Consider the following 21,903-nt stretch of genomic DNA (forward strand, 5'->3'; position numbering starts at 1 on the left):
ATATATGGCTATTTTAACTGAAGATGAATGCCGCGCGATCCTGAAAAAGGCGCTTGGCTATTCAAAGGCCGATGAATGCGAGATCAATTTTGGCGGATCAGACTCGGGCAATATCCGTTATGCCCGTAATACCGTATCAACCAGTGGTGCAGTAAGTTCAACCAGTATGGTTATATCTTCTGCATTTGGTAAAAAACTTGGCGTGGTTACCACCAATGAGTACGATGACGCGTCGGTTGAAAAAGCCGTTCGCTTGTCTGAAGAATTGGCAAACCTGGCACCGGAGAACCCGGAATTTGTATCCTTTTTAGGTCCGCAAACATATGCGCCACGATCAAAAACATTTGTGCCCGAAACCGCGGCGATTACCCCGGCTATCCGTACAGATATGGTGGGTCAGAGTTTAAAAATCGCGAAAGACAATAAACTGATAGCCGCCGGTTATTTAGATAACAGTGCCGGTTTCAGCTCCATGATGAACTCGCACGGGTTATTTGCTTACAACACCTCTACCAATGTTAATTTCTCGGTAACCTTGCGTTCTGAGGATGGTACAGGCTCGGGCTATTCAACCAAAGGCTTTACAGATGTAAGCAAAATGGATACGCTGGCATTTACCAAAATAGCCGCCCAAAAGGCTGGTGGATCAAAAGGCGCTAAAGCCATTGAACCGGGTAAATACACCGTAATATTGGAACCTGCGGCAGGAATTGTATTGCTTGAACAACTATATGGAGGCTTAGACGCGCGTAGTGCAGATGAAGGCCGCAGTTTTTTAAGCAAAGCCGGTGGTAAAACCAGGCTTGGCGAAAAAATGGTGGATGAAAGAATAAACATTTACTCCGATCCATCAAACCCCGACCTGCCAACCAGCAGCTGGGCCGGCGACGGGCAGCCACAAATTAGGCGAAGCTGGATTGAGAAAGGTGTGGTTAAAAACTTCACGTACTCCCGATATTGGGCACAAAAACAGGGTGTTAAACCAATACCTAACCCTGATAGCATTATTATGGAAGGCGGTAACGCTACTTTAGGGGAACTGATTAAAGGGACAGAAAAAGGCATCCTGGTAACCAGGTTGTGGTACATCAGGCCGGTTGATCCGCAAACGTTGCTGTTTACCGGGCTTACCAGGGATGGTACTTTTTACATAGAGAACGGGCAAATCAAATTCCCGATCAAAAATTTAAGGTTTAATGAAAGCCCGGTTATTATGCTGAATAACCTCGACGCTTTAGGTATATCAGAACGCACAGTAAGCGGTGAGTCTGGCCAAAACGCTTTAATCCCACCGATGAGGATTCGTGACTTTACGTTTACATCGCTTTCTGACGCGGTTTAAACAGGCCCTTTTTATAAAAACAAAGCCCGGTTTAATTTATAGACCGGGCTTTGTTTTTTAATATAATCAGCATCTGCTTTAAACTGCTTACGGGAGACGGATCTAATGTGTCTTCGTCCCCCTACCAAAACCTGATATAAATAGCCGATAAAAACAACAGGATCACCCCTATCAATACCACTGATGATGTTTTTAATTTAAACATCCCTTTATCAACGTCAATGGCTTTTGCGCTAACTAACGGGCCCGCAAGGCTTACACCAATCATCACTAAAAATGTGATCAGGAATGACCAGCTCAGGGAGATAAAAAACGGAATTTCCATTTGTCCTTGTGCATTAGTGAAAGCACTGTACAAAATAGTTTCCGGACCGAAGACTTTAACAGCAAACTGGTTGAAAAATACCGAAGCCGCAAATCCGGTAAGGATACCAATAATAGCAGCTTCGCCGGTGGTGCGTTTCCAAAACATACCTAACAGGAAAGTAGCCAACACCCCGGGGCTAACAAAAGCCGAATATTTTTGAACGAAGGTATAGCCTCCTTCGCCGCTAATACCCAGCATATCATTCCAGGTAAAAGCCACTGCTATAAATAAACTTACGGCAATCGCGATACGACCAGTCCAAACCATATTACGTTCCGTGGCTTGTTTGTTCAGGTAGTTTTTATAAACATCAAGCGTAAAAATAGTAGAAATACTGTTTACTTTACCGGCTATTGAAGCTACAATGGCCGCGGTCAATACCGCCAATGACAAACCTTTTAATCCTGAGGGTAAAAATGAAAGAATGGCTGAGTAAGCGCCATCTTTTTTACCATCCACAAGCATAGGCAAATCACCATGTTTATACAACACAAAAGCTACGATGCCCGGTAGCATTACAATTACCGGCATTAATATTTTCAACAAACTGGCAAACAGGATGCCAGTGCGCGCAGTGTGTAAATTAGCGCCTAAGGCCCGTTGGGTAATATATTGATTACAGCCCCAGTAGTTGAGGTTACTGATCCATTGCCCGCCCGCATACATGGCAAAGCCAGGTAAAATGAGGTATTTGCTAATGGTTGCTATCGGGGCGTTATGTGACGGCTTTTTAAAGATCATGTGAAAGTGATCCGGAGAATCTTTCAGCAGTAATTTAAAACCAGCTATGGCGTTTTGCCCGAATCCAAACTTATCGCTTACGATAGTTAACGATAGGTAGGTAATGGCAAGGCCGCCGATTATTAAAACTGCAACCTGCACCACATCAGTATAGCCAACCACCTGCATGCCTCCCAAAGCGATGATGACGCCAAATATGGCCAGGCCGATCATTACCTCGTGAAAATATCCACCCCCAAGCAAGCCATTGATAGCCAGCGCACCTAAATACAGGATAGCGGTAAGATTGATGAACACGTATAAAAACAACCAAAAAATAGACATCGTTAGCGCCACACCATTATTATACCTGTTTTTGAGGAACTGCGGCATGGTATAAATCTTGTTTTTGATGTACACCGGCATAAAAAATACGGCTACGATGATCAACGCCGCTGCCCCTACCCATTCGTAAATGGCTACGGCAATACCGGCAAAAAAACCATCGCCGCTCATGCCAATAAACTGCTCGGCAGATATGTTTGACGCGATGATTGACGCGCCTATCGCCCACCAGGTTAACGATCCTTCGGCCAGGAAAAAACTGTGCGAACTGGAGTTGGTTTCACTTCTTTTACGGCGATAAACCATGTAACCATAAATGGCTACCAATAAAAAATAGACAAAAAATACGATTATATCGCCTACAGAAATGTGATTCAGCATGATTGTTTTTTGTAGCGGGAATAGGTTATACCCGGTTCAGGTTTCAAATCTATAAAATAAATTGAATTGGCAGCTGCAAAAAGCATTGCCTTAAATGTCAATATAACATTACAGTTGCGGGAATGGATTGGATTTTTAGGTGTTTAGAAGCGGAAGCACATAGCGTAATACCCAGACTTACGAAGTTTTAAAAACTTCGTAAGTCTTTCGCCGCCTGGTTATGCGTAGATTACTTGTACCCAATTACTAAAACTTCAATGTTGATGGCAAATATTTCGCTACCAAATCTTCATAATAAGGCCGTAGCTCTGTCCAGTTTGGCGGCACAGGGCTTTTGCTATATAAATCGTAGGGGTTAAACTGGTTAACGGCCTTAAACAACTGATGATCATGTGGGGTCATTAAGTGGCTATAGGCGTTTTCGCGGTGCTGCGGGTAAAATGAGTGGTAGCGCAACATGTATAAAGCCGGCTCGGGTAGATAGGGCTTCATCATGTGGTAAATATACTCATCGTGGCCCCAGGTCATGTGTACGTTATCTAAACCGCAATTGGGTTCATAAATACCATACTTGGTGTTATATCGCGGATCGTAATAATCCTTATTGTCTTTAAAGTACTGCGAGAAAATGATCTTATCAGAAAAAGCGCAGCCTACCGGATAACTATCGCCTACTACGGCCCATTGCGGTTCGCCAAACAGGCAAAGCACTTTACCCAAATCATGAAATAAACCGGTAAGTACCATCCAATCGGGCCTGCCGTCGCCACGTATCGCTTCTGATGTTTGCAAAAGGTGTTGCAATTGGTCAAGATCGGTATCAGGGTCGGAGTCGTCTACCAGCTGATTTAAAAAATCAAAAGCATCCCAAACCGACATTTCTTTTTTATCAAAAGTCAAATACTGCGCCTTTTTCCCGATTACAAAATCATATGTTTGGTTAATGTGCTGCAGGCGATAAAACTCGCGCACACTATCTTTAAGATTGTTTTCGTAATCGCGGTAAGCCTCGGTATCGCGACCTGCGGCTATAGAATCTGCATCGGGATACCGATCTAACAGATCATCTTCCCATTCGTCAATTGAATTTAAAGGGCCCTGGTTGCTTGTGTTGCTCAGCTCGCTCATAACATGAAATTTTAGGCGGATATGTAATTGGTAAACAATCCTTTGTTAATGTGTTATCCAAATTTCTTTATTAAAAACATCATATTTATTAAAACGGAACTATTTATTTGCTTAAACGTTTAACTAAATTGGCATCTTTTTATAAGTCAAATACTATAATTTAGCAACATGGCAGACCAACCTAAAAGCGATAAAATAAACATGAAAGCCCTTGCAAAAGCGCTTGATGTATCTATCGCCACGGTATCAAAGGCGCTAAGGGATAGTCATGATATTGGGCCCGAAACTAAATTGAAAGTTATTGAGGCCGCCAAAAAGTTGAACTATGTACCTAACGCCTACGCCAGTAGTTTACGTAAAAAGGCCAGTAACACCATTGCCATTATTATCCCCGAGATTGCAGATAGCTTTTTTAGCCAGGCCATAAACGGTATAGAAAGCGTGGTGGCTGTTAAAAAATATCATACCCTTATCTATCTAACGCATGATAGCTACGAGCGGGAAGCCTACATGTTTGGCGAACTGGCCAGCGGCCGGGTTGACGGCGTAATTATGTCTGTAGCCAGTAATACCGAAGATACCAGCCATATTAAGGCTTTACAGCAAACAGGTATCCCTATTGTATTTTTCGACAGGGTGTTTGACGATTTAAAATCGGTAAAAATAACTACAGACGATTTTAACAGCGCGTACATAGCTACCAATCATTTATTGGAAGCTGGTTGTAAAAACATATCACTTATCACCATTAAGGGTTATCCATCCATATTGTCGGCGCGCGAGCAAGGCTATCGCGAGGCTTTGACAGAAAAAGGAATCGATGTGCACGAAGGCAACGTTGTTACCTGTTCAAATAAATACAACAACGAGAATGTTGATGTAATTGCAGCGCATTTAACGGCACAAAAGCCCGATGGCATTATTGCTACGGTTGAGCATTTGGCAACATCAACTTACCTGGCTTGTAATGAATTAAAGCTTAATATCCCAAGGGATATTAAAGTGGTTTGCTTTACCAATCAAATTACCGCCCCTATTCTTAACCCTCCGCTTACTACCATTTTGCAACCGGCTTTTGACATGGGTAAGCAAGCCGCTCAACTGCTGTTTGATCATTTAGCCGGGAGAACAGAAGATACGAAAAAAGAAATTGTGTTACCGTCAAAACTGGTTGCCCGTGAATCAACGGCATTTTAGCAGCCCTTATTTGCGTATATCCCAAAGCACTACATTCCAATCTTCCAGGCCGTCATTGTGTGTACTCACTATTTCAAAACCCATTTTTTGATGGATGGATAGCGATTTTGTATTTCTGACGGCTATTTCGGTGATACATAATTCATAATCGAGGCCAACCAGGCTGGCACTCGCGTTGTATAGCTTGCTCAATAAGCCCAAACCACGAAAATCTTTATCCACGCAAACTTGTCCGCCTACAAAAAAATGATAGTCGGTTAAAACCTTGCCCTTATATTGTACTTTGTGAAACTCCCTGAACATGGGCTCCAGGCTTGGTAATTCCTTTTCCATAGAAGCGGTCATGGCCAGGTTATAAGCAATCACCTTACCCTGGTGCAGCGCAATCACCTGCGGAATTTGGGCGGACATCACCTTTAGCAACTCAACAGTATGTTCTGCAAATACAAAACCTTGCTGGCCTTGCTCCTCGGCTGTTAATGATTTATATAGATTTTGTTTTTGCAGCGTTATGATCTGCTCAAAATGTTCAGCAGTAGTGGCGGCCTCAAAAGTTATTGCCGATAGGATCTCTGTATTCATAGTGCAGCAAATGTCTTTATTTCGAGCCGGTTTTTTAAAACCAATTTGTTATTAGAATATCATTATCTTGTATCTACCAAAAACAGAGTATGAAAAAATTACACTTCGCGGTAAAGCTATTATCGCCGCGCACCACCTTTCCCGGCGATATGACGACCGAAGAGCACGCCATTATGCAGCAACATGTTGCATACAATAAAAGTTTTTTGGATGAGGGCATTATACTGGTGTATGGCCCTGTCATGGACCCGGCCGGCGTGTACGGATTGGGCATATTTGAGGTAGACGACGAGGAACAGGTAAAAACCATATTAAATGGCGATCCGGCCTCGACCATAGCCCGATATGAATATTACCCCATGATGGCCGTAACGCCAGAAAAATAACGCAATCAGCGGATATTTTTACGAATGCGACTAAGCGATTGCGGTGTAATGCCCAGATATGATGCGATATCATTTAACGGCACACGTAACGCTACATCCGCCTGTTTTTCCATAAATAATTTATAGCGTGATGTTGAATTCTGCCCAAGATAATTATTTCTGATCTGGATTTTTTCAAGCAAAGCTTTGTGTGTGATATCGTCTATCAACTCTTTTAAATAAGGGAGTTGCTCGTAAAGGGTAAATAGCTTTGCATGGCTTGTAACCAGCACGGTAGTATCACACGCTGCCTGGATACTTTCATGGGCCGGCACCTGGTTAATAAAACTGTTTAAAATGGTACAAAAGTAATTTTCCTTTAAAAAGTAATGCGTAACCTCGTTGCCCTTTTCGTTGCGCACCATAATGCGTAATACGCCGTCCGTTATGAAAAACATTTGCCGGCAAACCTGGTCTCCCTTAAACAGGTAATCGCCTTCGTTAAACGTTTTTTGCTCAAAAGCCGCGATTATCAGGTCGTGATCATCTGAGGGGATATATTTAAACGATTGCAAAAATGAGATTAGCTGATGGGGCATATGCAAATTTGCATCATTTACAGTAATTGACAAATACCGATATCAATGCTTCTGATCGCTTTCGGTGCCTATTTCTTCCAGCCAGCCATCTTTATTCACGGCATACTTTGAAAAATCTTTTGGGGTTTTAGCGGCACTTAAGCTGTCATTTTTTTTAGTTGATGGGCCGCGTAAAGGGATTATCAATACGCACAGGAATATACAGATCATCAATACAATCATCATAAAATTGCTTTTTGCAAACAGCCCAGTGGACTGTAATTAATTGACTATTAAACATAATGATTGGTGGACACTTTTACTGCCAGCTATCGGGGCGATTAATTCCGATGCTACTGACTATCTCCTGCCACAAAATAGTAATAATGCTGCAAAAATTCTATTCCTTTGCAAATAATACTAATCAGTATCTTTTATGGGCAAAGCAGCAAATACCCGGTTAACCATATTACAGAAGTCTTTTGATCTTATTTATGTAAATGGCTACCAGGCAACCAGTATTGACGTGATCATAGCAACTACGCAGGTTACCAAGGGCGCATTTTATTATCATTTTAAAAATAAAGACGATATGGGTATGGCCGTAGTTAATGAAGTGATGTACCCGGCCATGACAGAAGTTTTGATAAAGCCACTGATTAATTCGGCCGATCCCGTTAATGACATTTACAAAATGGTGCATGGATTGTTGTTGGATAACCCACATATGCAGGTAAAATACGGCTGCCCGGTTAATAACCTTACCCAGGAAATGTCGCCCATAAATGAAGCCTTTAGTCAGGTGCTTACCAGGTTGGTGAACGAATGTAATGAAGCCATTATGCAAAGTGTCGAAAACGGAAAAAAAGCGGGTAGTATTCGCGCCAACGTTGACGCCTGGCAAGTCGCATACTTCGTAATGTCGGGCTATTGGGGTATCCGCAATTTTGGGAAATTGTTCAATAGTGCCGATTGTTATCATACTTTTTTAAAGGAGCTTCACTCCTATTTGCAAGGCCTAAAATAAAATCAAAAACAAAACATACCACTTAGTATGTTTTTATATATTTGCATCGTTCAATATTAAAAACGATGTACCAGGCACTCCTTTTTCTTCATTCCATTACCCGCTGGTTGGTTTTGCTCAGCCTGGTATATGCCATCTACAAGGCTGCAAAAGGCCTTATCCAACAAACGGCTTTTACCAAAAGTGACAACGCTACAAGGCATATTACAGCTACCATAGCGCACGTTCAGCTCGTTATTGGTATAACACTTTACTTTAAAAGCCCGTTGATACAATATTTTTGGCGCCATACCAGGATGGCGGTCCGCGAAATGGATTTACTGTTTTTTAGTTTGATTCATATGTTGATGATGATTACAGCCATAACAGTAATCACCATTGGTTCGGCACTTGCCAAACGAAAACCTACTGATAGGGCAAAATATCAAACCATGTTAGTTTGGTTTGGCATTGCCATGCTCATTATTTTTTTAGCTATTCCGTGGCCTTTTTCGCCATTAGCTCATCGTCCATATCTCAGATAATTTAAATTACTATGATACAATTACTTAAAACAAACATTGGCCGCCTTCGCATTATTGCCATTTTAGAAGGTATCTCTTTATTGATACTCATATTTATAGCGGTACCCATGAAACATTTTTTAAACAACCCCGTCGGTACCCGGATCATGGGACCTATTCATGGCGCGCTTTTCCTGTTGTTCCTGTTCAATACCATCAGCGTTGGTATAGATCAAAACTGGAAATTTAAAACAACCACCTGGAAAGTACTGATAGCATGCATAATACCCTTTGGGACATTTTATATTGACAGGAAAATATTAAGGAAGGCGCAACAGGCATGAAACCGATAATAATAACAGCGTCTATCCTATTGCTCATTTACATTGGCTATCGTACCTATCGCATAGTCAATCTTGCTGCCGGCCTCGATCAAAAGATAGCCAAAGGTGCTATCATATTAGATGTGCGTACTCAATGGGAATTTGAAACAGGCCATATAAATGGCGCAATCAATATCTCCTTAAGCCAGTTACGTACCCATGTTATCCCTTTTGATACGGGAAAAACGATTATAACCTGTTGTTCGCACGGTTTACGCAGCGTAAAAGCCGTGAGTATACTACACGCGCGAGGCTTTACCCGGGTTTACAACGGCGGCGCCTGGAGCGATTTAAACGAGATTGTTCAAAAGGCCAGGTAATCCCCTTATTGCTCCTGCTCACTCATAGCCGTTATAGCCTGCAAAAACCAGGCTGCATGAGGCAGCCACTGTTCTGTCCAGCGCCATTCGTTACCATTGTCTTCGGTACGGTAGTCTATACCACTGCCATCAGCATGGTCTTTAGCGCCGGTGATGCCGTTAGAGATGCCGCCTTTACCAGATCCATGGCCAAAGTTTGAACTCATGTATGGTACGTTGTTTTTACCAAACTGGTACATAAAACATACGGAGTAAGGATTGCAGCCCAATATCCAGGAGAGCTGATTTGAGGCGTAAACCGATAGTGCTTTATTTACGCCCCACCCACTCTTTGCCGGGTAAACTAACCTGCCGCCTACAATGACGGCCGTAGCCAACGAGCCTAAACGCGCGTTTTCACCTTGCCACCACCAACCGGTTTCATTTTCATGAGGGATAAAAAAGCCATCCTGTACCTTATCACCTAATCTGAAAGTTTGCCGGGCATAACCAAAAGGGTTGCTTACTTCGGCAGTTACCCGCAAATTATAATCCAATGCTTTTTTAATGGTGCTTAATCCAGCTGCCCTGTCAGCTTCGTTTTTCTCCTTACTTAAATACCTGCTCAAAGCCACAACCGGCATCCCGGCATCAGAAGCGTGCCAGTAAGGCCTCCCGCTATCATTGGCATAAAAATATCCTTCGGGACTAATTCGTTTCTCAATATTTTGGGCACGGGCGCGGGCCTGCTGCTGGTAGTAAACACTATCAGTAGCTATCCAAAGCTCGGTTGCGGCCATCAGGGCACAGTAATCATCAATAATGTTTTCCTTGCCGTCGTCGTCGTATTCGGTATTGTGAACCGCCAGGTGCGCATACGCCCGTTTTGCCGCCGCAAGGTACTCGGTCGATTTAAAATCGCCATCTTTTTTTAATTGTGAAATACGTGCAAGAGCGGCAATTGCCATACCTCCGCCTTCCCGAAACGCGCATTGATATTCGTTGGTAGTGACACTATTGGCCTTTAAACCAACTACCCGGCGAGCTTTAGGATCTTTATTGAAATAGCTAAACACAATCATATAAAAATAGCCCTCTTTTGATAAGGCCCGCATCATGTAATCGGCGCCGTACAAAGCTTCATCAACCGTTTTATCATACATACCCAGATTATTTAAAGTTGCCGGGATGTTTTGTACAGCGTTAACCATTGACCAGGTAACCAACGGAATTTGCTGCGGCGACATGTAATTGGCATAGGCCAGGTGCGAAAAATATTTACTTACATCACCCGAAGCATCGCACCAGCCGCCGTGCAGATCAACAGTTTTATCGCTGCCGAATAATTGCATTTGTTTATCGGCTGCAAGTTCGGCTGGCGTATTTGCACGCTGATGGTTGTAATAACCAATGATGGATGGTAACGTAGTTATCGCTAAAGCATTCCCACTAACATTAAACGCATCTGAAAGATATTGTTTTCCCTTTATATTGATGCTAATCTTATAGATCCCGGGCTTTACCAATGCCGAAAAATCTGCCTGGTAAAAAAACGCTCCTTTAACCCATTGTTCAATTTGTTGCGGCCCCTTGAGCATTCCGGTAAAGCTTACTTTTCCGGCAACGTCCAAGAGCGTAAACTTTGTTCCAAGGCTAAGTCTTTCATCATTACGGATCACCGCCATCTTTGCGCCCCGGCTATCAAAAGCTACCTGATTAACGTAAATAACCGGCGTTGCAATGCAAACCCGGGCCAATAGAACAAGCAGGCAAACGGAAGCTATTTTCAATTGAATGGTAATACGCATAATAAATTTTATGGGATGGATAACAAATGCAAATTACTGTTATTAAACAGAAGCTTTTGCAGCACAGGGCATAAATATCAATCTCAATAAACCCTATATTAACACTACAGTATTGGGGCGATAATTCCTTAATGATTGAATAACAATAAATTACGCCCCTGATATTTATAAAAATTTAAATTGCCCCGGTACACTTTTATTTAGGTAGCTTTGAATTATCATGTGGTAATATTATTCCGGGGAGTTTTACCCCATTCGGCCACAATGATAAAACAGCAAATCGCAATTTATTAATAGTAAGGCCAGGTAAATAAAACCTGTTCTTGAAGATAGTTTGAAGCCCCTGTAAATGAATACCTACAGGGGCTTTATTTTTTTATACAGATCAAATATATCATGGAAGAAAGAAAGTATTTAACTACCTGGAAAAGGTATATGCCCGTTATCCGTTTGCATTTAAAGAAAAGTTTAAATGAAGATCAACAATTTAAACTCAATATTACGGATTTTGAGTCGGCCGGCGACCGTGGTAAATCTGGTTATACCTTCAATATCAACATTGAAAACGGCAAGGTAACCAACAATATAAGCAGTTCGGCAGTAGCACGTGATCTATTTGAAGCTATTAAAGAAGATGAAGCCGTGAAAGCGATGTTATTGGATAAAAACGTTAAAATAAGCGTGGGTAAGTCTTTTATGCTTAGCATAAAAACCACACATCTTTCTACCTATAGATAGTATCGTGCCAAAGCGCATAAAAAGGAAGCAGTTTAAAACTACTTCCTTTTTTTATGCGCTTTACTTTTTGACGATTTTGAGGAACTTTTATGGCTGCTGCCGGATGATTTTGATTTTTTTGACGATTTATGCCCCTTCTTCTCCTTTTTTGAATGCGAATGTTTCTCGCTGTGGTGACGACGGCGCCCTTCGCTCCGCTCTGATTTTTCAACTACTCGTGGAGCAAAATCAATTGCTTCGGGATGGGCATTAATGTCAAACGGATTAAAGTAATAGATTCCCGCCGCGTCCCAGTTTTTAAAACCGGCTTGCAGGCGTTGGTTAAAATCAGTTTCGTTTTTTACCTCGGGGGCTGTCCAGCCCGCTTCTGCCAAACCGGCTATACGTGGGAAAAGCACAAAATCAAGTCGTTTTTCTGAAGCTATTTTCTCTGTCCAGATATTGGCCTGCACGCCAAGGATATTACCCGAGCTGATAGTTTGCGGCGATAGCTGTTTTTCGGGGAAGTTATAAAGATCGGATACCCGGTTAAACTGTCCGTTCCATTTGCGACCGGCTACCTGGCTTGCATCCTGCACAAAATCAAGATAAAATGGTAAACGCGGGCAAAGTACCACCTGGTAGTTTTTTTGCAAAGCCATACTTAGCTGGCCCGGCAGGTTTTGCCGCCACCAAAATATAATGGTTTTGTCGGTTGGCATATCAGTCGGCACCGCTTCGTCCCACGCCAAAATCTTACTACCCAAACTTGTAACCGTATCCGTCATTCGTTTAAAAAAATAACGCTCCAATACGCCCACATCCGCAAAACCTTTGTTTTGCATCATCCGGGCAATGGTAGTATCTAACGACCATGCTTTAACACCTAAAACCACTTCATCGCCACCCAGGTGCATCATTTTTGACGGGAATATAGCACTGGTTTCCCTGATGATATCGCCTAAATACTGGTATGTTTTTTCATTAGCCGGGTTAAATGTAAAATTGGGGAACCCGGCGACACTCCCACCTGAATACTCGGGATAGGCCCTGTTAGCTGCAGTGGCATGGCCTGGCATATCAATCTCGGGAATAACGATGATGAAACGCTGCGCGGCATAGGCTACAATCTCGCGTAAATCATTTTGGGTGTAGTACTTGGGTTGCGCATCCCTGGTGGTGTCGCTGTAATCGCCCATACCACCTTCTAAAGCCAGTTTAGGATATTTTTTTATTTCAATACGCCAGCCTTGTACATCGGTAAGGTGCCAGTGAAATTTGTTTAGCTTATAGTACGCCATCTGATCCAGAATCTGCTTAACTTTTTGCTTGCCGAAGAAATGCCTGGCCTCGTCAAGCATTAAACCGCGCCATTGGTAACGCGGTTCGTCGGTAATTTCTGCCGATGGCAGGGTAATGCTGGTGCCATCGCCCTGCGGCTGTCCTTTAACGATCTGCAATAAAGAAATCAGGCCATAAAAAATGCCTTCTTTGTTAGATGAAGATACGATAATACGATCCGGTGCTATTTTGAGCGAATAAGCGCCATTGATCTGTTGTGCTTTAACCAATTGAAGTTTGATAACACTAACCGAATCACTGTTAACAACGGCAACTGACAAGCCTTTGGCTTTAAGTATTTCCTTTTGAAAATAAACGGCTAAAGATGAGAGCGAAGTATCACTTACACCAACGGTAGCGTGATTATTAAAATTAAACTGCCCGGTACCATTTACTACCGACCGCGGCTGAGGGATTATATTTAAGTTTTGCGCTTTTAAGTATCCTGAAAATAAAAGAAGTACTGCTAAAAATCTAAATTTCATTCAAAAACAAGTTCTAATTATTGGGGGTGCGCTATGATAGGGATTTTTCTGCTAAATCGATGCAATTAATTTGCAATATGTGCATAACGGTTTAGTTACAGTAGCTAAACCGTTTTAACAGCATAACGTGTCTTGAATGAAAAAACAAGCGTAGTTCCCTCACCAGGAGTTAAAACGGAACTATATGTTTTGCTCCTATCCCTCCATTAAATTCATAATTGCCCCTACTATGGCACCGTAAGCCAGCACGGGGGCGGCAGCATACGATATTTTCTTTTTCCAGTTTACATATCTATCATTAATAAAATTGTTCCAGTTGTAGGCATTAAGCTGGGCACGGCCGTAGGTAATGCTTGGTTCTGTAATTTTGGTAGTATGCCACCATCCCGAAGGGAAAAACAGGGTTTCGCCTTCCAACAAGTGAAGTACTATCGGCTCAACATCTTTATATAAAGGGAATTTTTCGTAATCAGGATTAAGGAAGTTAATTTGAGAAAACTTAGGATTATCAGGGTATGGGTACATGTTTTGCGTTTGGCTCGGCGGGTACATGTAAAACACCTTTGAACCGTATACCTGGGTTATTTGTGTATGCATAAATAACGCATCATAATGCAAATAAGGAAAGCTTGAACCATTACCGCCTAAAAACAACTCGTGCACGGTAGTACCTTGCAATAATTGCTTTGGCATCAGCTTGCTGTGTACCCTGTCGCTTTTGCCATATACCAATTGAGGCGAGAAATCGGCCATCAATTCGGGAAACACTTTTTTGATATCGAAGTTGAAAGGATACGGCGCGCGGTTTTCAGCGGTTGATATCATGATCCTGTCAATAGCCTCGGCCATGGTATAAGTTACACCATCAATGGTTTTCTTTATGTGACCGTAATTTTTTTTATAAAACTCCGGCGTATGCTTGCCCAGGGCAGGCCAGTTTTTGGCCGCGTCGGTAATAATTACCGGGCGCGATTTATTTACATATTCTTTAATAAACTCCTCACCAGATAAGTTGGTTCTTTTATCAACGGTGATAATGGATTTGCCCGAAACTTGTTCAAGCATAGTACTCTGTTCCATGTAATTGCGACAATCAAAAGGTAATTAATTAAAGGTGCAACAAACGTACACAATTTATTAACCCTCAGTATATTGCCAATTTTTTATTCATGAAATATTCATTTTGGGAATAAAATTCTGTTGGACAAAAGATTTATGGATTAAAGACAAAGGACAGAAGCTTGGAAAATCGACGTAAACAAAAAGGGAAGCTACTTTTGTAACTTCCCTTTTGTTTATTGTATCAATTAATTAAAAAATTATTTCCAGCCGCCACCTAATGATCTGTAAAGATCGGCCGTTGCGCTTAGTTCATCTCTTTTGATAGACGCTAATTCAAGCTCGCCTTGCAACACGTTGCCCTGGGCGGTAATCACTTCAAGATAGTTAGCTAAACCGTTTTTAAACAACATGCTGGCATTGGTAGTAGCTTGCTGTAATGTTTTAACACGGTTGGCTGCAATAGCCTGTTCCTGTTTTAGCTTTTCTATTTTAACCATAGCATCAGATACCTCGCCAACGGCATTTAATACCGATTGCCTGAATTGTAATACCGTTTTTTCGCGGTTAACTTTGGCAACCTCGTATTGTGTACTCAATTCTTTATGTTGTAACAGGGGCTGAACCACACTACCGGCTACGATGCCGAATAGCGAAGCTGGAATATTGAACCAGTTGCTGGCTTTAAAAGAGTTTACACCACCACTTGCAGTGATCCTTAAAGCCGGGTACATTTCGGCTTTGGTGATACCTACGTTAGCATTGGCAATGGTTAAATCCAATTCGTGGCTGCGCACGTCCGGCCTGCGGCTTACAATAGCCGATGGCACACCTGCAGATAATGCTTCAGGGAATTTTACTTCGCTTAGTGTTCCGCTGCGTTCTACGCTGTTTGGTAAAGTACCTGCCAATATACTTAAGGCATTTTCCTGTACGGCAACGTTACGTTCAAACTGTGGCACTAACTGAGCCGCGGCTTGTTGCTGTGCTTCAGCCTGTTGTACGGCTAATAAAGTAACCTGGCCTGCATCGTATTGTAAACGAATAATGCGTAAGGTACTATCATTTAATTTAACGTTCTTTTTGGCTATCTCCAATTGCTCATCAAGCATCAACAGGTTGTAATAACCTTGCGATACACTGGATACAATATTAGTTTGGATAGCCTTCTTTGCCTCGGTAGTTTGAAGATATTGCGCCAATGCAGTGCGGCTTTGATTACGGATTTTACCCCAGATATCAGCCTCCCATGAAAGGGCAAGGTTTGCCGAATAATCTTCAACGTGCTTTGTGCCAATATTATACTGGGCAATACTTAAACCATTTAAGCTGTTATCAGATGGCCTGCTGCTGCTGCCGGTTACATTTAAAGCAACCGTTGGCACATAGTTCCATTTTACCTGTTTAAATAGCAGTTGTGCAGCGTCTATATTTTTAACGGCTATCTGCATGTCATAATTTTTAGCTATGGCGCTATCAATTAGTTTTTGCAGCGGGGCATCGGTAAAAAAGTTTTTCCATTGCAAGTCGGCAATGCTGCTGGTATCAGCCGTAGTAACTACCGCTGTGCTCCTGAAACTTGCAGGAAGCTCTGGTTTGGGCGTGGCTACATCTTTTGATACTTTACAGGCGCTTAAAAAGGCTGTAAGCAATACAAAAGCAGTAGCGTTTATATATGATTTCATTGTTTTTATTTTTAGTATTCAGTAGTTAGTATCAGGTATCAAGACAGGATTTGCTTTTGCACTTACCCTTTCCGTCATATCCCTGTCTTGATTCCTGATTCTTAACTCTCGACTCTGATTCCTTAATTTCCTTGCAGTTCTAATTCTTCTGCTTCAACGTTATGACCATTGATAGATTTACCAGCTCCATTACCGTTTAGCACAGCTACCGGAACGCCGGTAATTTTTTCCTGTAATGCCTGGAATATTACATACAACACCGGTATGATAAATAAACCTAATATTACCCCGGATACCATCCCGCCTGCGGCGCCTATACTGATAGAGTGATTACCTTGTGCAGATGGACCTGTTGCTATACTCATCGGGAATAAACCAAATACGAAGGCAAGCGAGGTCATGATGATTGGGCGAATCCTGAGTTGCGCCGCTTCAATTGCCGACTGTACCAGTCCGTGCCCTGCTTTGCGCCTTTGCACCGCGAACTCCACAATCAAGATGGCATTTTTGGCTAACAAACCGATGAGCATGATGAGTGCTACCTGTACATAAATGTTGTTTTCGATGCCGGTTAAACCCAATACGATGAACACACCAAATAAACCGGTAGGTATTGAAAGTATTACCGCCAACGGTAAAATATAGCTTTCATACTGTGCTGATAATAAGAAATATACAAACACCAAACAAAGTATAAATATCACTGCCGATTGACCGCCGGAGGCTATCTCCTCACGGGTTTGGCCAGAGAACTCATAAGAGAAACCAGATGGTAACTGCTCCTGGGCTGTTTCCTGGATAGCTTTGATCGCATCACCTGAGCTGTAACCCGGTTTAGGAATGGCATTAACCTCGATAGAGTTAAACAGGTTATAACGCGAGGCGGTTTCTGAACCATACACACGGGTTAATTTAACCAACGTATTAATAGGTACGTTTTCGCCAGCCTTGTTTTTAACAAATACACGGTCAATTGCAGATGCGTCTGTCCTATCGGAAATATCAGCCTGAACAATTACACGGTAATATTTACCGAAGCGGTTAAAGTCTGATGCCTGGGCGGTACCGAAGTAAGCCTGCATGGTTGATAAAATGTCTTTAACACTTACACCCAGCTGGTTGGCCTTTTCATCATCAACTTCTAATTGTAATTGAGGATAATCTGCCTTGTAAGATGTAAAGGCGAAAGCAACCGCTGGTTTCTGCATTAGCTTCCCGATAAAGTTATTGGCTACGCCACTGAATTTATCTAACCTGCCATTGGTTTTATCCTGTAGCACCACATCAAGTGCTTCTACGTTACTAAAACCGGGAACAGTTGGGAAACTGAACACGAAGAAGGTACCGCCGGGTATAGCACCCAATTTCCCCCTTACTATGTTTTGGATATCGTCGATATTCTTAACCGCGCCCCTTTCTTCGTTAGGTTTTAATAAAAGGAAGATAACACCCGCTGATGGGCTGCTGGATTGTGTTAAAAAGTTAAAACCCGATAACGCCGTAACAAATCGTGCTGATGGCAGCGTTTTCAGCGCGTCTTCGGCCAGTTTAAAGGTTTTATTAGTACCACTTAGCGACGTACCGGATGGCGTGTTAACAGCTATAGCCACAAAGCCCTGATCCTCTGTAGGAATAAAGCCCGTTTTGGTTTTATTCATCATAAAAACGGTTGCCGCAACTATAAGCGCAAGGCCGGCCATACTAATCCATTTATTGCGGATCAGAATTTTCAGACCACCAATATACCTGTTTGTCATGTAGTTAAAACTACCATTAAAGCCAGCGTAAAATTTATCTACAAAGCCTTTTTTTGGTGCACCATGGCCGCCCTCGGCATGTTTGTTCTTTAAGAACAAAGCAGCTAAAGCAGGACTTAAAGTTAAAGCGTTAACAGCCGATATAATAATGGCTATAGCCATAGTTAAGGCAAACTGACGGTAAAATATACCTGTTGAACCAGTCATGAAACTCACCGGTAAAAACACGGCCGCCATAACCAGCGTAATAGATATAATAGCACCGGTAATTTCGTGCATGGCTTCGGTTGTGGCCGCTTTCGGAGTAAGACTTGGATCGTGCTCCATTTTGGCGTGTACAGCCTCTACCACCACAATGGCGTCATCCACCACAATACCTATGGCCAGTACCAATGCAAACAACGTTAAAAGGTTTACCGAGAAGCCAAACAGGTTCATGAAGAAGAACGTACCGATAATAGCAACCGGAACGGCGATAGCCGGGATCAAGGTAGATCTGAAATCCTGCAGGAACAGGAACACCACGATAAACACCAATATGAAGGCTTCTACCAAGGTATGTTCAACCTGGTTGATAGATTCATCCAAATCCGTTTTGGTACGGTAGAACTGGTTGTATTTAATACCTGCCGGGAAATCTTTCGACAGTTTTACCATGAGCTTATCAATGTTGATCTGAATTTCGTTGGCATTTGAGCCCGATAGCTGTATAATACCGATAATGATACCATCGTGCCCATTCAGGTTACTTACACTGTTATAAGAGTAAGCACCCAATTCAACACGGGCTACATCTTTCAGATGTAATACAGAACCATCTGCATTTGCGCGGATAGCTATATTCTGATATTCTTCGGGTTTGGTAAGTTTACCTTTATATTTAATTACATACTCAAAAGCCTCGTTGCTGCGCTCGCCAAACTTACCAGGCGCGGCTTCCAGGTTTTTATCCTGAATAGCTGCCATTACCTCGGCCGGGGTGATTTTGTAAGCGGCCATTTGGGTTGGATTAAGCCAAACACGCATAGAGTAATCTTTAACACCACCAAAAATACTGGCCGATCCTACACCCTGGATACGTTTCATCTCGGGTACAATGTTGATCTGCGCGTAGTTGGCTACAAAGGTTTGATCGTATTTTTTAGGATCTTCTGAGTAGATAGCCATTGCGCCGATGAAGCTGTTTTGTTGTTTGGTAGTAGTTATACCATACTGAACAACCTCGGCAGGTAACTGACTGGTAGCCTGCGATACACGGTTTTGAACGTTTACCGCGGCCTGATCCGGATCGGTACCTTGCTTAAAGTAAACGGTGATACCCAATGTACCGTCGTTACTGGCGGTAGATGTCATATAGGTCATATTTTCCACACCGTTAATCGCTTCTTCTAACGAAGGCGTAACAGAGCGCAAAATGGTCTCGGCATTAGCGCCGGGATAAACGGCTGATACCAATACCGCCGGAGGGGCGATATTAGGAAACCGCTCTAAAGGCAGTTTGGTTAAACCAAGTACCCCCACAATCACCAATAATATGGAGATCACTGTTGATAGTACCGGTCTTTCTATAAATTTCTGAAACATGGTTTTATGTTTTGGAGAGCCAAGAACCAAGAGTCAAGAATCAAGACAGAAAAACTTTTCTGACGTTAATACTCAACCTTACTTTCTTGTCTTGACTCTTGATTCTTAACTCTTGATTCTTATTTTAATGCGGCTACTTTATCGGCAGCTTTTTGAGGTGCAATAACTTCACCTTCCTGCAAGTGGTCAAGGCCGCTTAGTACAATCTGGTCGCCGGCTTTAACACCATCTTTTACCAGGTAGTTTTCGCCGCTTTTGCCTAAGATGTCGATAGCCACTTTTTTCACTTTATTGCTATCAGCAAGCGCGAAAACAAATACTTTGTCCTGCATTTCCACAGTTGCCGATTCCGGTACGATCAATGCATCAGTATGCTGTAAGCTCAGGCGGATTTTACCGGTATTACCAGCGCGTAACAAACCCTGCGGATTGGCAAAATTTGCCCTTATAGTGATTGCTCCGGTTGTTTTATCAAATTGGCCGTCAATTACATCAATTTTACCTTGTTTGGCATATTCGCTTCCATCGGCAAGTACCAGTGATACCAAAGGCAATCTTTTAAGTTTGTCTTTCAAGGTTTCGCCCGGGTATTGTTCTTTAAAGCTGATAAAGTCTTTTTCGCCTAAAGAGAAATAAACGTGTACATCGTGCACATCAGATAATTGAGTTAAGGCCTCAACATCCTGCGGAGTAACCAAACTACCTTGTTTTTTTAACAAACGACCAATGTAACCGCTAACCGGTGCTTTGATCAAAGTATAACCAACATTGATTTCCGCTGTAGCCACATTTGCCTTAGCCGATTCGATATTGGCTTTGGCTACCTGATAGGCTGCTTTGGCGGTTTTTAACTGGTAGTCTGATACTACTTTATTTTCAACCAGCGGCGTAAGTTTATCAACTTCCAGTTGCGCGTTACCCGCGGCAGCTTCGGCAGCATGTAAGCTTGCAAGAGCGTTGTTTAAAGCTGCGCGGTAAGGTTGCTCATTAATTTTAAATATTGGCTCGCCGGCGCTTACAAAGGCACCTTCGTCAACAAATACTTTATCTAATGTGCCGCTTACCTGTGGTCTTACTTCAACGTTAACTGTTCCTTCAATTGATGCAGGGTATTCCTGGTAAGTAGTTTGTGTGCCAGATGCAATTGCTGCAACCGGCAGTGCTGGTGGAGGTGGCGCCTGCTGCGTTTGCGGCTTGGGCGAACATCCATATAGTGTGAGTGCTAATAGCGCTAATGGGATAATTTTCATGATGCTTAATTTTAAAAGGTGATGGGTAGAGTTTTTGATTTGTGTGCCTTGCGGCTGATTATATATAGAGTTGATGGTTTTCATTTTCAATACAAGTAAACAAGAGACATACCACGACGACAATCAACTGATTATCAAATCGATGATATTGAATAATTAATTAACTCCAGACTATATATCGTTGTATCACGATATACCGGGTATTAGCGTAGCTAACGGCAATTACTTATTGCTAACAGTTTGGTGTTGTTAGATACCTTAACACTTTTAATTAGGGCTAGTAGAATTCTAAATCCATGTTGATGTTAATTTTAATTGTAGTTTACGTTTATTTAACAGTGTTAAATAATTTAACGCTGTTATCAATTATCGAAAAAATTAATCCGGCTTAATGGATCTGATGATGCCTACAATAGCATCAGTTAAAACCTGGCGATTAATTTCGTCTGATGAGCCCCTGCTTAATAGGTTGATAGATACCAACCCGTGTACTACCGACCAGAAAGTGTAATATTTAGTGCAAATCAAATCTGAACTTGGGTCTTCAATATGCATTACCTTACCAATTACATCGGTAAATAAATCCCAGGGCATTACAGCTTCTTCAAGCTTATTGATTTCCTCGCAACAACAATTGGTTGTTACACCAAACATAATCTGGTAAAGCTCTTTGTTAGCGAAGGCAAAGTTCCAGTAAGCCAGCCACATTGCTTCCAGTTGTTTGTCTGGCAAGGCATGTTGTTCATGTGCTGCCCTTAAGTCTTTAGCTAACAAAAGGTAACCTTTGCGGGCAAGCTCTAATAAAATAGCTTCCTTATTAGCGTAGTACTCATATATGATTGGAGCAGTGTATTCAATTACATCGGCAATTTTACGCATACTTAAAGCCTGCCATCCCTCCTCTTTAACAATTTGAAGCGCGGCGTCCAGGATGTTGATCCTGGTTTCGTCTTTTAAGCGTTGAATACGTTCTTTACTTGCCATTTTATTTACACCGTAA

Annotated in this window: 20 protein-coding genes; 8 read left to right on the top strand and 12 right to left on the bottom strand. The window is 42.3% G+C overall.

The genetic code is table 11. The features are described from left to right. Positions 1–4: 4 nt before the first annotated feature. Positions 5–1,342, top strand: a complete 1,338-nt coding sequence (locus tag QWZ17_RS28525; RefSeq protein ID WP_290308765.1) for a TldD/PmbA family protein — start codon at positions 5–7, stop codon at positions 1,340–1,342. A gap of 121 nt (positions 1,343–1,463) precedes the next feature. On the opposite strand, the gene QWZ17_RS28530 is transcribed toward QWZ17_RS28525, so the two are convergent. Both QWZ17_RS28530 and QWZ17_RS28535 read right to left on the bottom strand, forming a co-directional pair. After that, entirely contained in the window at positions 1,464–3,155 is a 1,692-nt protein-coding gene (locus tag QWZ17_RS28530) for a sodium:solute symporter family transporter (RefSeq protein ID WP_290308766.1), read from the bottom strand. 246 nt (positions 3,156–3,401) lie between these two features. Then, positions 3,402–4,283, bottom strand: coding sequence for an inositol oxygenase family protein (locus QWZ17_RS28535; RefSeq protein WP_290308767.1), 882 nt, complete (start codon positions 4,281–4,283; stop codon positions 3,402–3,404). Between the two features lie 168 nt (positions 4,284–4,451). Between QWZ17_RS28535 and QWZ17_RS28540 the strand changes: the two genes are divergently transcribed. Then, complete coding sequence (locus tag QWZ17_RS28540) at positions 4,452–5,480, top strand: LacI family DNA-binding transcriptional regulator (protein ID WP_290308768.1); 1,029 nt, start codon at positions 4,452–4,454, stop codon at positions 5,478–5,480. A gap of 6 nt (positions 5,481–5,486) precedes the next feature. Here the strand turns inward: QWZ17_RS28540 and QWZ17_RS28545 are convergent, their stop codons facing one another. Then, on the bottom strand, positions 5,487–6,062 hold the full coding sequence (locus tag QWZ17_RS28545) for a GNAT family N-acetyltransferase (RefSeq protein WP_290308769.1): 576 nt from the start codon (positions 6,060–6,062) through the stop codon (positions 5,487–5,489). A gap of 89 nt (positions 6,063–6,151) precedes the next feature. Between QWZ17_RS28545 and QWZ17_RS28550 the strand changes: the two genes are divergently transcribed. Next, entirely contained in the window at positions 6,152–6,448 is a 297-nt protein-coding gene (locus QWZ17_RS28550; protein ID WP_290308771.1) for a YciI family protein, read from the top strand. A 5-nt stretch (positions 6,449–6,453) separates the two neighbouring features. Here QWZ17_RS28550 and QWZ17_RS28555 read toward each other — a convergent pair whose 3' ends face one another. Continuing rightward, complete coding sequence (locus QWZ17_RS28555; protein ID WP_290308772.1) at positions 6,454–7,026, bottom strand: Crp/Fnr family transcriptional regulator; 573 nt, start codon at positions 7,024–7,026, stop codon at positions 6,454–6,456. Positions 7,027–7,068: 42 nt separating this feature from the next. After that, entirely contained in the window at positions 7,069–7,251 is a 183-nt protein-coding gene (locus QWZ17_RS28560; RefSeq protein ID WP_290308773.1) for a hypothetical protein, read from the bottom strand. 190 nt (positions 7,252–7,441) lie between these two features. Between QWZ17_RS28560 and QWZ17_RS28565 the strand changes: the two genes are divergently transcribed. The 4 genes from QWZ17_RS28565 (at position 7,442) to QWZ17_RS28580 (ending at position 9,238) form a co-directional block, all read left to right on the top strand. After that, complete coding sequence (locus tag QWZ17_RS28565; protein ID WP_290308774.1) at positions 7,442–8,032, top strand: TetR/AcrR family transcriptional regulator; 591 nt, start codon at positions 7,442–7,444, stop codon at positions 8,030–8,032. Between the two features lie 65 nt (positions 8,033–8,097). After that, positions 8,098–8,556 (top strand): hypothetical protein, encoded by a 459-nt coding sequence (locus QWZ17_RS28570; protein WP_290308775.1) that lies wholly within the window; start codon positions 8,098–8,100, stop codon positions 8,554–8,556. An 11-nt stretch (positions 8,557–8,567) separates the two neighbouring features. Next, positions 8,568–8,879: a DUF3817 domain-containing protein gene (locus QWZ17_RS28575; RefSeq protein WP_290308776.1), complete on the top strand. Its 312-nt coding sequence runs from the start codon at positions 8,568–8,570 to the stop codon at positions 8,877–8,879. Beyond that, on the top strand, positions 8,876–9,238 hold the full coding sequence (locus tag QWZ17_RS28580; RefSeq protein WP_290308777.1) for a rhodanese-like domain-containing protein: 363 nt from the start codon (positions 8,876–8,878) through the stop codon (positions 9,236–9,238). The genes QWZ17_RS28575 and QWZ17_RS28580 overlap by 4 nt, the downstream gene beginning before the upstream one ends. Positions 9,239–9,243: 5 nt before the next feature. On the opposite strand, the gene QWZ17_RS28585 is transcribed toward QWZ17_RS28580, so the two are convergent. After that, positions 9,244–11,025 carry a glycoside hydrolase family 9 protein gene (locus tag QWZ17_RS28585; RefSeq protein ID WP_290308778.1) on the bottom strand — a complete coding sequence of 594 codons (1,782 nt, stop codon included), beginning with the start codon at positions 11,023–11,025 and terminating at the stop codon, positions 9,244–9,246. A gap of 396 nt (positions 11,026–11,421) precedes the next feature. Between QWZ17_RS28585 and QWZ17_RS28590 the strand changes: the two genes are divergently transcribed. Beyond that, positions 11,422–11,763: a hypothetical protein gene (locus tag QWZ17_RS28590; RefSeq protein ID WP_290308779.1), complete on the top strand. Its 342-nt coding sequence runs from the start codon at positions 11,422–11,424 to the stop codon at positions 11,761–11,763. Positions 11,764–11,801: 38 nt separating this feature from the next. On the opposite strand, the gene QWZ17_RS28595 is transcribed toward QWZ17_RS28590, so the two are convergent. From QWZ17_RS28595 to QWZ17_RS28620, 6 genes are all read right to left on the bottom strand, one after another. Then, the gene (locus tag QWZ17_RS28595) at positions 11,802–13,568 is read right to left on the bottom strand and encodes a beta-N-acetylhexosaminidase (protein WP_290308780.1); all 1,767 of its coding nucleotides are present in this window, start codon (positions 13,566–13,568) and stop codon (positions 11,802–11,804) included. A gap of 195 nt (positions 13,569–13,763) precedes the next feature. Next, on the bottom strand, positions 13,764–14,633 hold the full coding sequence (locus QWZ17_RS28600; RefSeq protein ID WP_290308781.1) for a cupin-like domain-containing protein: 870 nt from the start codon (positions 14,631–14,633) through the stop codon (positions 13,764–13,766). 254 nt (positions 14,634–14,887) lie between these two features. Continuing rightward, positions 14,888–16,312: a TolC family protein gene (locus QWZ17_RS28605; RefSeq protein WP_290308782.1), complete on the bottom strand. Its 1,425-nt coding sequence runs from the start codon at positions 16,310–16,312 to the stop codon at positions 14,888–14,890. Between the two features lie 122 nt (positions 16,313–16,434). After that, complete coding sequence (locus QWZ17_RS28610) at positions 16,435–19,653, bottom strand: efflux RND transporter permease subunit (protein ID WP_290308783.1); 3,219 nt, start codon at positions 19,651–19,653, stop codon at positions 16,435–16,437. A 119-nt stretch (positions 19,654–19,772) separates the two neighbouring features. Next, positions 19,773–20,903 (bottom strand): efflux RND transporter periplasmic adaptor subunit, encoded by a 1,131-nt coding sequence (locus tag QWZ17_RS28615; RefSeq protein ID WP_290308784.1) that lies wholly within the window; start codon positions 20,901–20,903, stop codon positions 19,773–19,775. A 378-nt stretch (positions 20,904–21,281) separates the two neighbouring features. Beyond that, a complete protein-coding gene (locus QWZ17_RS28620) occupies positions 21,282–21,887 on the bottom strand; it encodes a TetR/AcrR family transcriptional regulator (protein WP_290308785.1) in 606 nt (201 codons plus the stop codon). Between the last annotated feature and the right edge of the window lie 16 nt (positions 21,888–21,903).

The sequence above is a fragment of the Mucilaginibacter flavus genome, assembly GCF_030409315.1.
GTDB classification, from domain to species: domain Bacteria; phylum Bacteroidota; class Bacteroidia; order Sphingobacteriales; family Sphingobacteriaceae; genus Mucilaginibacter; species Mucilaginibacter flavus.